Annotated in this window: 10 protein-coding genes; 7 read left to right on the forward strand and 3 right to left on the reverse strand. The window is 73.4% G+C overall.

Translation table 11 applies throughout. The annotated features are described in order from the left end of the window. The first annotated feature begins 71 nt into the window (after positions 1-71). Positions 72-1,712 (forward strand): phosphoglucomutase (alpha-D-glucose-1,6-bisphosphate-dependent), encoded by a 1,641-nt coding sequence (gene pgm / locus ACIPPM_RS29480; RefSeq protein WP_401453259.1) that lies wholly within the window; start codon positions 72-74, stop codon positions 1,710-1,712. Positions 1,713-1,740: 28 nt separating this feature from the next. Here the strand turns inward: pgm and ACIPPM_RS29485 are convergent, their stop codons facing one another. Next, positions 1,741-2,640 (reverse strand): SGNH/GDSL hydrolase family protein, encoded by a 900-nt coding sequence (locus tag ACIPPM_RS29485; RefSeq protein WP_401453261.1) that lies wholly within the window; start codon positions 2,638-2,640, stop codon positions 1,741-1,743. A 193-nt stretch (positions 2,641-2,833) separates the two neighbouring features. On the opposite strand from ACIPPM_RS29485, the gene ACIPPM_RS29490 reads away from it, so the two are divergent. The 4 genes from ACIPPM_RS29490 (at position 2,834) to ACIPPM_RS29505 (ending at position 7,283) form a co-directional block, all read left to right on the forward strand. After that, positions 2,834-3,490, forward strand: a complete 657-nt coding sequence (locus tag ACIPPM_RS29490) for a 1,4-alpha-glucan branching protein (protein ID WP_401453263.1) — start codon at positions 2,834-2,836, stop codon at positions 3,488-3,490. A gap of 203 nt (positions 3,491-3,693) precedes the next feature. Continuing rightward, complete coding sequence (locus ACIPPM_RS29495; RefSeq protein WP_401453265.1) at positions 3,694-5,547, forward strand: M1 family aminopeptidase; 1,854 nt, start codon at positions 3,694-3,696, stop codon at positions 5,545-5,547. A gap of 126 nt (positions 5,548-5,673) precedes the next feature. Further along, entirely contained in the window at positions 5,674-6,525 is an 852-nt protein-coding gene (locus ACIPPM_RS29500; RefSeq protein ID WP_401453267.1) for a lysozyme, read from the forward strand. Between the two features lie 137 nt (positions 6,526-6,662). Continuing rightward, on the forward strand, positions 6,663-7,283 hold the full coding sequence (locus ACIPPM_RS29505) for a hypothetical protein (RefSeq protein ID WP_401453269.1): 621 nt from the start codon (positions 6,663-6,665) through the stop codon (positions 7,281-7,283). Here the strand turns inward: ACIPPM_RS29505 and ACIPPM_RS29510 are convergent. Together ACIPPM_RS29510 and ACIPPM_RS29515 are read right to left on the reverse strand one after the other, a co-directional pair. After that, entirely contained in the window at positions 7,280-8,458 is a 1,179-nt protein-coding gene (locus ACIPPM_RS29510; protein ID WP_401453271.1) for an AI-2E family transporter, read from the reverse strand. The genes ACIPPM_RS29505 and ACIPPM_RS29510 overlap by 4 nt on opposite strands. Before the next feature lie 118 nt (positions 8,459-8,576). Then, the gene (locus ACIPPM_RS29515) at positions 8,577-10,004 is read right to left on the reverse strand and encodes a carotenoid oxygenase family protein (RefSeq protein WP_401453273.1); all 1,428 of its coding nucleotides are present in this window, start codon (positions 10,002-10,004) and stop codon (positions 8,577-8,579) included. Between the two features lie 213 nt (positions 10,005-10,217). On the opposite strand from ACIPPM_RS29515, the gene ACIPPM_RS29520 reads away from it, so the two are divergent. Beyond that, positions 10,218-11,927 carry an enoyl-CoA hydratase-related protein gene (locus ACIPPM_RS29520; RefSeq protein WP_401453275.1) on the forward strand — a complete coding sequence of 570 codons (1,710 nt, stop codon included), beginning with the start codon at positions 10,218-10,220 and terminating at the stop codon, positions 11,925-11,927. Beyond that, entirely contained in the window at positions 11,924-12,517 is a 594-nt protein-coding gene (locus ACIPPM_RS29525; RefSeq protein ID WP_401453277.1) for a hydrogenase maturation protease, read from the forward strand. Before ACIPPM_RS29520 ends, ACIPPM_RS29525 begins: the two co-directional genes overlap by 4 nt. The last annotated feature ends 18 nt before the right edge of the window (positions 12,518-12,535 follow it).

Consider the following 12,535-nt stretch of genomic DNA (forward strand, 5'->3'; position numbering starts at 1 on the left):
GCCCGCACGGCCCCTGACAAGCCAAAATGGCCCCGAGCGTTCGAAAATCACTGATGCGGAGGAGCGGACCCATGGCGCACGAGCGAGCCGGCCGTCCGGCCGGTCCCGAGGACCTTGTCGATGTGGCCCGCCTGGTCACGGCCTACTACGCGCTGCACCCCGACCTGGCCGACCCCGCGCAGCGGGTCGCCTTCGGCACCTCGGGGCACCGGGGCTCGTCCCTGGCGGCCGCGTTCAACGAGGACCACATCGCCGCCACCAGCCAGGCGATCTGCGAGTACCGCGCGGCCCAGGGCATCGACGGCCCGCTGTTCCTCGGCGCCGACACCCACGCCCTGTCGGAGCCCGCGAAGGTCACCGCGCTGGAGGTGTTCGCGGCCAACGGCGTCACCGTCCTCATCGACAGCGAGGACGGCTACACCCCCACCCCGGCCGTCTCGCACGCCATCCTCGCCCACAACCGGGACCGCACAGGCGGCCTCGCGGACGGCGTCGTCGTGACCCCCTCGCACAACCCGCCTGCCGACGGTGGCTTCAAGTACAACCCCCCGAGCGGCGGCCCGGCCGCCTCGGACGCCACCTCCTGGGTCCAGGACCGCGCCAACCAGATCATCGCGGGCGGCCTGAAGGACGTCCGCCGCATCCCCTACGCCCGCGCGCTCGCCGCCGACACCACCGGTCGGTACGACTTCCTCGGCACCTATGTCCGCGACCTGCCCAGCGTGCTGAACCTGGACGCGATCCGGGACGCCGGGCTGCGCATCGGCGCCGACCCGCTCGGCGGCGCCTCCGTCGGCTACTGGGGCCGGATCGCCGACGAGCACGGCATCGACCTGACCGTGGTCAACCCGCACGCCGACCCCACCTGGCGCTTCATGACGCTGGACTGGGACGGCAAGATCCGCATGGACTGCTCCTCGCCGTACGCGATGGCCTCGCTCATCGAGCAGCGCGACCGGTTCGACCTGTCCACCGGCAACGACGCCGACGCCGACCGGCACGGCATCGTCACCCCGGACGCCGGGCTGATGAACCCCAACCACTACCTCGCCGTCGCCATCGACTACCTGTACCGCAACCGCGACCAGTGGCCCGACGCCACCGGCATCGGCAAGACCCTGGTCTCCTCCACGATGATCGACCGCGTCGCCGGTGACCTGGGCCGCCGTCTCGTCGAGGTGCCGGTCGGCTTCAAGTGGTTCGTGGACGGCCTGCTCAGCGGGGACCTCGGCTTCGGCGGCGAGGAGTCGGCGGGCGCCTCCTTCCTGCGCCGCGACGGCTCGGTGTGGACCACCGACAAGGACGGCATCCTCCTCGCCCTCCTCGCCTCCGAGATCACCGCCGTCACCGGCCGCACCCCCTCCGAGCACTACGCCGGGCTCACCGAGCGCTTCGGCGAGCCCGCCTACGCCCGGATCGACGCCCCGGCGACCCGCGAGCAGAAGACGCTGCTCGCCAAGCTGTCCCCGGCCCAGGTCACCGCCGACACCCTGGCCGGTGAGGAGGTCACCGCCGTCCTCACCGAGGCGCCCGGCAACGGCGCCCCCATCGGCGGCATCAAGGTCACCACCGCCAACGCCTGGTTCGCGGCCCGCCCTTCGGGCACCGAGGACGTGTACAAGGTGTACGCCGAGTCGTTCCTCGGCCCGGACCACCTCGCGCGGGTGCAGGAGGAGGCCCAGGGCGTCGTCCTCGGCGCGCTCGGCGACTGAGCCCACCGGACACGGGGTGCGCGGCCGGTCAGCCCCGGCCGTGCCCCCGGTCCAGCTTCGCCAGCACCGCGCGGGACATCGCCGCCTCGCCCCGCTCGTTGGGGTGGGCGGGCGCCGCGGGGGAGGCGGGCCGCAGCGGCTCGATCCAGCGCTCGGCGGGCGCCTTGCACATGTCGTGGCCGACCGTGGGCCCGTAGGTGTCGACGTACTCCACCCGGTTCCAGGCCGCGACCAGCCGCAGCATCAGGTTGACCCGCTTGCCCGTGTCGCGCAGATACGGGAAGTCGCCGCGCGCGAACGGCACGTCGGGGAAGCAGCCGGAGCCGTCGTCGGGCAGCAGGTCCGGGTAGCCGACCAGCAGGACGCGGGCGTGCGGCGCCCGTGCGTGGACGGCCCGCAGCACCCGGTCGACCTTGGGTGCCGCCAGGGCGATGGCCGCCGTCAACTCGTCGTATCCGGCGGCCCGGTAGGAGCGCTGGCACGGGTTGCCCGTCGGGTCACCGGCGCCGAGCCGGGCGCAGGTGGCGATGATCGAGCCGAACCCGACGTCATTGCCGCCGATCTGCACCGTGACCAGGTCCGTGCCCCGGTTCAGCGCGTCCAGCTGGGGGCCGTTGGTGCCCTGCGCCCGCCACATCTCGGCGGTCGTCGCACCGGAACAGCTCACGTCCTTGAACGTGCCCACCCGGCGTCCGGCGGCCACCAACGAGGGGTAGTTCCGGTCCGAGCGGGCGCAGTTGGCGTCCACCTGGTCCGGTATCAGCGGCCCGGAGGTGTACGAATCGCCGAGCGCCACGTACTCCGTCCCGTGCCCGGTGGGATGCGCAGCCGCCGGGACCACGGAACCGGCGACCAGGGCACACCCGCCCAGCACCGCCCCCAGCCCGGCCCGCAGACGCCGTCTCCCCGTCTCTCCGCCTCGCACCATGAGATCGTCCCCCTCGGACTCGGATCAGGACCGGCGCTCCCGGCGCCCTCGACCGGCCTTGTATACCGCCGAGTAGCCCTCCAGGACCAGAAGCCGGACCAGCTCAACTGCCGCACCGCAGGTCACAGTTGCCCCACGTGAGGTATGGAAGACTCCGGAGGCCCCGTCACCGTACGCAGAAGGGCCCCGCTCGATGGCCGTCATCCACCGGACCACCCTCACCCCGACCAAGCTCGAACTCCTCACCCCCTGGCTCCCCACCCGCCCCTGGTACCGCGGTTCCGGCGCGCCCGAGCTGGAGCGGACCGGCGGCTTCCGCCTCGACGACCCCGAGGGCGAGGTCGGCATCGAGTTCATGGTGGCCACAGACGGCACCACCCCCGAGCCCACGGCGTATCTGGTCCCGCTCACCTACCGCGCCGGGCCCCTCGTCGGAGCCGAGGACGCCCTGATCGGGACCACGGAACACGGCGTGCTCGGCAAGCGCTGGGTCTACGACGGCTGCCACGACCCGGTGCTGACCACCGAACTGCTCGCCCTGATCGGCGGTACCGCCCGGGCCATGGCCCAGAGCATCACCGACACCCCCGACCACGAGGTGGTCCGCTCCTACACCGGCGAGCCCCTCCCCACGGCCGCGCACACCCCGGCCCCCGCCGACGACGCGGACGGCACCGCCCTGCCCGCGCCCCACGGCACCGTGCTCCGGGTCCACCGGGTGCTGCGCCCGGTCCCCGGAACCGAGCCGCCCGCCTGCCCCGAGGGCGCGGCCGGGCATGTGGCGACCGGCTGGCCCGGCCCGGACGGCACCCGGCTGCGCGCGGTCTTCATGGAGCTGCGCACCGCCTGACCCGGCCCGACCCGGTGGCACCAGCACCTCTGCCGACCATCTGGCATGCCCTGGTCAAATCTGTCACTCTTTCGGCAGCCACGCCCGCCTGGGCGTGGCGCAGTGCTCGCGCAACCCCGCCCCTCGGCCGCCCCGGCGCACTCCCCGTCCGGCAAGCGGCCACCGAGCAGGCCGCACCCCGGCCGCCGCCAAAGGAGTAGCGTGTGAGACCCACCCCCCACCGGGCGCTCGCCACCGGCGTGTTCACCACAGCCGGCCTGATCGCCCTCGCCCTCCCCGCCACCGCCGCCCAGCCCGACACCTCGGCCGCCGCCGCGTGCACCCCGGCCCAGACGGTCGTCAACGGCGGCTTCGAGAACGGCACTTCACCCTGGACCGAGTCCCCCTCCGGGCTCGTCACCAGCCGCACCGGTCAGAGCGCCCACGGCGGCACCTCGTTCGCCTGGCTCGACGGCAGCGGCCGCACCCGCACCGACACCCTCACCCAGAGCGTCACCGTCCCGAGCGACTGCGCGACCGCCACGCTCAGCTTCTACCTCCACGTCGACACCGCCGAGACCACGTCGTCCACGGCCTACGACAAGCTCACGGTGAAGGCGGGCTCCACCACCCTCGCCACGTACTCCAACCTCGACCGGGCCTCCGGCTACGTCCGCAAGACGGTCGACGTCTCGTCGTACGCGGGCCAGACCGTGAACCTCGCCTTCACCGGCACCGAGGACTCCAGCCTCCAGACCAGCTTCGTCCTGGACGACATCGCCCTCGACACCTCGGGCGGCACCACCCCGCCCCCGGCCGACAGCGTCCGCACCCCGGCCGCGCCCGGCTACACCGTCAGCCTCAGCAGCGACAGCACGGGCACCGTCTGGAACGGCCACCAGAGCGCCACCTTCACCAACGCCTCGGCCACCGCGCTCAGCGAGGTCTACCTCCGGCTGTGGGACAACTACCACGGCACGTGCTCGGCGCCGCCCATCAAGGTCAGCAACGTCACCGGCGGCACGGCGGGCGACCTCTCCGTGGCCTGCACCGCCCTGAAGATCACGCTTCCGGCCCCGCTCGCCCAGGGGCAGAGCGCCACCATCGGCTTCGACCTTGGCATCACGGTGCCCGACGGCGCCGACCGGTTCGGCCACGACGGCGCCTTCAGCTTCATCGGCAACGCGCTGCCCGTCCTCGCGGTACGCGACGGCGCGGGCTGGCACCTCGACCCGTACACCAACAACGGCGAGTCCTTCTACTCCCTCGCCGCCGACTTCAAGGTCACCCTGGACCACCCCAGCACCCTGCTGGTCCCCGCCACCGGCACCTCCACCGACACCCCCGGCAGCAGCGGCCGTACGGTGACCACCGCCACCGCGTCCAAGGTGCGTGACTTCGCCTGGGCCGCCGGGCCCTTCAGCAAGATCTCCGGCACCTCGCCCGGCGGGGTCCCGGTGAACGTCTACTCCGTCTCCGGCATCAGCTCCGCCAACGCCCAGTCGATGCTGAGCACCGCCAAGAGCGCCGTCGACGCCCACGCGGGCCGCTTCGGGGCGTACCCCTACGGGGAGCTGGACGCGGTCATCGACAACAACTTCTGGTTCGGCGGCATGGAGTACCCCGGCTTCGTCCTCGACCTGGTCAGCACCACCGCCCTCACCCATGAGATCGCCCACCAGTGGTGGTACGGCATCGTCGGCGACGACGAGTACAACACCCCCTGGCTGGACGAGTCCTTCACCGACTACGCCACCGACCTCGCCCAGGGCAAGACCGGCTCCGGCTGCTGGAGCAGCGTCTCCTGGGCCTCCAGCGCCGAGAAGATCACCAACTCGATGGCCTACTGGGACACCCACTCCTCCCGCTACTCCACCGTCGTCTACGGCTACGGCAAGTGCGCCCTGCACGACCTGCGCCGCGTCCTCGGCGACACCGCGATGGCCAAGCTGCTGAAGGACTACGCCACCGCCCACTGGTACGGCGTCTCCACCACCGCCGAGTTCAAGGCCGCCGCCCAGGCCGCCACCAGTACCGACCTCACCTCCTTCTGGACCCAGCACCGCATCGACGGCTGACCCGAGCCCCGTCGGCCCGGCCGGGACCTGTCCTCCCGGCCGGGCCACCCACATGGCCGAAGGACCGGCCGCACCCGCCTTCGCCCGGCGGTACCCGGCGTGCGGTACGGCCCGATGGCGGGTCAGATGGAGGACGTGCGAAGCGACATACTCCTCCCCAGCGGCCGCACCTCACGCCTGTGTCTCACCGGCGTCCTGACCGGCCTTCTCCTGTTCCTGTCGCCCCCCGCCGCCGTGCCCGACTCCGGCGGGCCGACCGCCCCGCGCGGCAGCGCCTACATGGGCGTGGGCGTACGCGCCCACGACGGGGGCGCGTCCCTGACCGACGACCGGTCCGCCGCCCTCCGGGTGACCCAGACCGAGGGCGTGGACGTCTCCAGCCACCAGGGCAACGTCGCCTGGTCCACCCTGTGGGGTGCGGGCACTCGGTGGGCCTACACCAAGGCGACCGAGGGGACGTACTACAAGAACCCCCACTTCACCCAGCAGTACAACGGCCCCTACACGACGGGCATGACCCGGGGCTCGTACCATTTCGCCACCCCCGACACCACCAGCGGCAAGACCCAGGCCGACTACTTCGTCGACCACGGCGGCGGCTGGTCCAAGGACGGCAAGACCCTGCCCGGCGTCCTCGACATCGAGTGGAACCCCTACGGGGCGTCCTGCTACGGCAAGTCCAAGAGCGGCATGGTGAGCTGGATCAAGGACTTCCTGAAGCGCTACAAGGCGCGTACCGGCCGCTCCGCCGTCATCTACACGGCCACCAACTGGTGGAAGGACTGCACCGGCAACTACTCCGGCTTCGCCGCCTCCCACCCGCTGTGGATCGCCCGCTACGCCTCCACCCCCGGCACCCTGCCGGCCGGCTGGTCCACGCACACCATGTGGCAGTACACCTCCACCGGCAAGACCGTCGGAGACCACGACAAGTTCAACGGCTCCCTCACCAGGCTGCGCGCTCTCGCCAACGGCTGACGCACCGGCAGCACACCGTGCGCGGGACCCGGCCCCCCGGCCGACCCGCGCACCGTCGTGCGACGACCACCCGCCAGGTGCGGCACCTGAGTACCCGCACTCAGGCGTACTTCCGCCCGGTCGGGCAGGCTGAGGGCATGACAACGCCATCACCGAACACCCGGGCACCACGGCGCGAGCGCGGGCACGGGCGACTGTGGGCGGGGCTCGCCGCGCTCGGCGTGACCGTCGCGTGCGGGGGTGCCGCGCTCGCCTGGCCGGGCGACGAAGGCGGCAGACCCCGGGTGAACGACACCCGCGCGGGCGTCTCCTACGCCGTGCCCGAGGGCTGGCGGCACGATCCGGCGGCGGACCGGGAGTTGATCGGCGCGTTCTCCTCCCGGATCACCCGCACCTCCGACGCCACCCCGGCCGAGGACGCCACCGTGCTGACCGGCGCCGCCGGACGGCCCGTACCGAGCGGTGAACTGCGCCGGACGGCCGAGGGCGCCGCCCGCTCCAACGCCGAGTTCTTCTTCCCCGACGCGCCGCCCACCCTCGCCGAGTCCCGCCGCACCGAACTCGGCGGCCACCCCGCGCACACCGTCGCCCTGGACGTCCCGCACGACGGTGGCACCGCCCGCCTGGAACTGACCGTGGTCGCCGGTGACCACGCCGCCTTCCTCCTCGCCCTCGCCGCGGACGCCGACGACACCGGCGCCCTCGCCGACGTGCACGCGGTGGAGGCCAGTGTCGCGCTGGGCGGTACCGAGGGCTAGGGCTTCGGGGGCGCCCGCATCGCGCCGAGTACCGCCCACACCACCGACACGAACGGCACAGCCACCACCGCGCCGATCACCCCGGCCACGATGCTCCCCGCGATGACGGACACCGCGACGACCAGTGGATGCAGCCGCACCGCCCAGCTCATCACCAGCGGATGCAGGACATGCCCCTCCAGCTGGCCGATGACCACGATGAGCACCAGCACCGCGGCGGCCGTCAGCGGACCGCGTCCCGCCAGCGCCACGACCGTCGCAACCCCGAGCGCCACCGGCGAACCCACCAGCGGCACGAACGCGGCGAAGAACTCCAGCAGGGTCAGCGGCAGCGCCAGCGGCACCCGCAGGACGAACAGCACGATGCCGACCAGGATCGCGTTGGTCGCGGCGATGATGATGATGCCCCGCGTGTACCCGGCGAAGGTCCGCCAGGCCGCGCGCCCGGCACGGTCCCACCGCGGACGCGCGCCGCGCGGCAGCAGCCGGAGGCTCACCCAGCTCCACAGCTTGTCGCCGGAGTGGATGAAGAAGACCGAGGCGAACAGCGCCAGCGCCCCGCCGGTGACCACCTCCACCACCCGGCCGAGCCCGGACACCGCACTGCTGAACAGGCTGGCCCGGTGCCGGGAGAGATAGTCCGTCACCTCCTGCTGGAGCGCCGCCAGCCGCCCCGCGCTCAGCCGGAACGGCGGCTGCCGCAGCCACTCCTCGATCCGGTGCACCCCGCCCCGGAACTCCCCGCTCAGCCGCGCCGACTCGCCCGCCACCGCGTTGCCCACCAGCGCGAGCAGCCCCAGGACCAGCAGGATGCTGCCGATCAGGGCGACGGCCACGCTCAGCGGCCGGGGCATGACCCGGTCCAGCAGATCCGCGAGCGGCCGTAGCACCGAGGTGACGACCAGTGCCAGGAACAGCGAGACGGCGATGAGCTGGAAGCGGCCCAGCACGCTGAAGATGCCCCAGACGACGATCCCGACCAGGATCAGCCGCCACGCGTAGGCGGCGGCGACCCGCAGCCAGCCCACGGTCCGCTCGGCCACCGACGTACGCGGGATGGACCGGGTGATCGAGGGCAGCCGTACGGTGTACGCCGGACGGCTGCCCGGCACCGCGCCCCGCGCGGCCGGACCGGAACGCTCGCGCCCCGTCCGCCGCCCGTCACCACCCGCCACGCGCCCGCCTCGCCTCCGCCGAGCTGACCGACGATCACCTCCGACGAACGCTACGGGCAAACCGGACACCAGGGGACGCCCACTGGGCCGCGTGGGCTACTCCCCGGCCTCTCCCCGGCTACTCCTCGGTCGGCAGCCAGTTCCCGTGCAGCCCGAGCGGGACCCGCACCGGGATGCGCACGCGGGCCACGGGTCCGCTCTCCGGCTCCTCGGCGGGGAACACCAGGAGGCGGGCGCCGTCGTCCGTGCGGTCGGTGGCGAAGGCCAGCCAGTACCCGCGGTCCTCGCCGGTGTGGCCGGGCGAGGGCGCGAAGGAGGGCTCGCCCACCGACAGCTCACCGCCGTACCAGCTGCGGGACGGGGCACCGGACGCGCCGGTGTCGTACCAGCGCAGCGAGTCGAACTCGCCCGGCAGCAGACCGGGGGAGCGCGCGCTGTCCCAGGCCACCGCCACCCGGCCGTGTCGGCCGCCGATCTTGCGGTCGTCGACGCGCGGGAACTCGACGCGGGCGTCGTCCAGCGTGGTGCGCCGCATCCGGCCGGTCGCCGGGTCCAGCACCGCCCGGACCAGCGTGCTGCGGTTCGGCCCGTCGCCGGAGTCGCCGCCGAGGGACAGCCGCGACCACTGCACGTACTCCAGCACCACCGTGCCGTCGGCCTCGTCGTGGGCGTTGACGGTGTGCCAGAGCCAGAAGGCGTCGTCCGCCAGCTCGCGGACCGGGGAGCCGTCGCGCGGGATCAGCAGGACGCGGGTGCCCGCCTCGGGACGCCAGTCGATCAGCGAGCCGCCGCTCATCGCCGCGGGCAGGTCGAAGAAGACGGGGGCGAGGACCAGCACCAGGTAGTGGCCGGTGAGCGCCAGGTCGTGGATCATCATCGGCTCGTCGACGCCGTCCACGGGCACCGGACCCCGCGTCACCGTCCCGTCCGGGGCGATCAGCGACCAGGTCAGGTACGGCGGCTCCAGCGCGTAGCAGAACACCGCCATCTCGCCGGTGACCGGATCGACCTTCGGGTGCGCGGTGATCCCGGCGGGCAGGGCGCCGCCGAAGGTCTCCCGGCCCGCCGTCTCCAGCTCCGGGGTCATCCGGAACGGGCAGCCCGACTCGGCCAGCGCCAGCACACGGCCCGCGTGCCGGACCACGTTGATGTCGGGCAGGTCCCGGAAGGTGTGGGCCAGCTCGGGGCCGACCTCCTGCTCGTCCGGGGTGATCATCGACTCCAGGCCGCCCCACAGCGCCCGGCCCGCCCGCTCCTCGGCGACCACGGCGGGGGTGCGCACGAAGCGGTTGCGGTAGCGGGCCCGGCCGCCCTCGATCCACACGCCGTGCAGCATTCCGTCGCCGTCGATCGGATACAGGAACGAGCCGATCGGGGTGAAACGCGGATTGGGGCCGTTGCGCAGGTAGACGCCGTCCAGGTCGTCCGGCAGCTCCCCCTCGACGACGAGGGAGACCTCGTCCACCTCCTCGGTGACGGGCGCGAACCGCCCGGACAGCTGGGCCACACGCGCCGGGTCGAAACGCCCGGTGGCGGAAGCGGTCATGGGACCTCCCCGACGGAGGAGAACGGGCCGACGTACCCCCATCGTCACCCGGTCGGACGATCCCCGCATCCGAACCCCAGACCGGTGACCGAACGTCTGCTTGGCTCGAAAAGCCCGGAATGCATGGGTATGCGCGGAAGCGGCCGAGTAGGGGTGAGGAAACGTTCCGATGGTCCTACATGACGCCCGGAACATGGACGAATATACGGTCTCATGGACATTTTGCTGGTCGCCAGCGCGTTCAACAGCCTCTCCCAACGTGCCTACGCCGAACTCTCGGACGCGGGCCACCGGGTGGACGTCGTACTCGCCACGCACGGTCCCGACCCCGTCCGCGCCGCCGTGCGCGAACTGCGCCCCGAACTGATCGTCGCGCCCCTGCTGAAGACGGCGCTCCCCGAGGACATCTGGCGGGCGCACACCTGCCTGATCGTGCACCCCGGCCCGCCCGGCGACCGGGGCCCCTCCTCGCTGGACTGGGCCGTCGCCGGGGACGTCACCGAGTGGGGCGTCACCGTCCTCCAGGCGGAGGCGGGCATGGACGCGGGCCCGGTCTGGGCCGATGAACCCTTCCCCGTGCCGTCCGTCGGCAAGAGCGACCTGTACCGCAACGAGGCCGCCGACGCCGCCATGGCCGCCCTGCACCGCGCGGTGCGCCGGTACGCCGACGGCGACCACAAACCCCGCCCCCAGACCGCCGACTGGCCCTCCGTGACCTGGCGCGACTTCTACCGCCAGGACCGGCGCCGCATCGACTGGGAGCACGACGACACCGAGACCGTGCTGCGCGGGCTGCGCGGCGCCGACTCCCAGCCCGGCGTCCTCGACGAACTCCACGGCCGCGAGGTCTTCCTGCACGGCGGCCACCCCGAGGACCAGCTCCGCGGCCGCCCCGGCGACCTCCTCGCCACCCGCGCCGGAGCCGTGTGCCGCGCCACCCGCGACGGCGCCGTGTGGATTCCGGAGCTGCGCCCCCGCAAGAACTCCGGCGACCCCGCGCCCTTCCGCCGCCCCGCCGCCACCGTCCTCGCCTCCTGGAGCGCCCCGCACGCCCCCGCGCTGCCCGAGATCCCGGCCCCGCTCGACCTCCCCGCGGACCGCCGCACCTACGCCGACATCCGCTACCGGGAGCAGGGCACCACCGGCTTCGTCACCTTCTCCTTCCCCGGCGGCGCGATGAGCACCGACCAGTGCCGCAGACTCCTCGCCGCCTACCAGTACGCCCTCGCCCGCCCCACCTCCGTCCTCGTCCTCGGCGGTGCCCGCGACTTCTTCTCCAACGGCATCCACCTCAATGTCATCGAGGGCGCCCCCGACCCCGGCGAGGAGTCCTGGCGCAACCTCGACGCCATGGACGACCTGGTGGAGGCCGTCCTGCGCACCACCGACCGGCTGGTGATCGCCGCGCTCGCGGGCAACGCCGCCGCCGGAGGCGCCATGCTCGCCCTCGCCGCCGACGAGGTGTGGTGCCGCACCGGCGCCGTCGTCAACCCGCACTACCGGCGCATGGGCCTGTACGGCTCCGAGTTCTGGACGTACTCCCTGCCCCGCCGCACCGGCCCCGAGACCGCGCGCCGCCTCACCACCGAGGCCCTGCCGGTCAGCGCCGCCCGAGGGGTACGGCTCGGCCTGGTCGACCGGCTCGTCCCCGCCGCACCGGCCGACTTCGCGGGCACCGTCGAGGCCATGGCCACCGCACTCGCCACCGCCCCCGGCCTCGCCGACCGGATCGCCGCCAAGGCCGCCGCCCGCGAAGCGGACGAGGCCGTACGCCCCCTCGCCGACCACCGGCGCGACGAACTGGCCCGGATGCACGCCATCTTCTCCGACCCCACCGCGCCCTACCACGCCCTGCGCTCGGCCTTCGTCCGCAAGATCCCCTCGGGCACCACCCGCCCCCTGCACCCCGGAGACGGAAGATGACCACCGGCACCCCCGAACCCCTGCTGGTGGCAGGCGTCGGCAACATCTTCCTCGGCGACGACGCGTTCGGCCCCGAGGTGATCCGCGCCCTCGACCGGCGCCCCCTCCCGCCCGGCGCCCACGTGCGGGACTTCGGCATCCGGGGCATGGACCTCGCCTACGCCCTGCTCGGCGGCTGCGCCACCGCCGTCCTCGTCGACGCCGCCCCGCGCGGGCAGCAGCCCGGCACCCTCTCCCTGGTCGAGGCCGACCCGCCGGACGGCACCGTCGTGCCCGAGGCGCACGGCATGGACCCGGAGAAGGTGCTCGCCCTCGCCACCCACCTCGGCGACGAACCGCTGCCCCGCGTCCTCGTCCTGGCCTGCGAGCCCGCCGTGCTGCCGAACCCGGACGAGGACATCGCCCCCGGCCTCAGCGAACCGGTACGCGCGGCCGTCGAACGGGCGGTCGACGTGCTGCACACCCTGATCCCCGTCCTGCTGGCCGACCCGGCCGCACCCCCGCCCCCGTTGGGCCGCCCGATGGAATCCCGGCCCCCGCACGCGGCTGCGCTGCCCGGAGCCGGGGACCTGGCAGCCGAAGATCGGTGAGATCCCTGGGTCGTGCCC

The organism is Streptomyces sp. NPDC090119 (genome assembly GCF_044747085.1).
Taxonomy (GTDB): domain Bacteria; phylum Actinomycetota; class Actinomycetes; order Streptomycetales; family Streptomycetaceae; genus Streptomyces.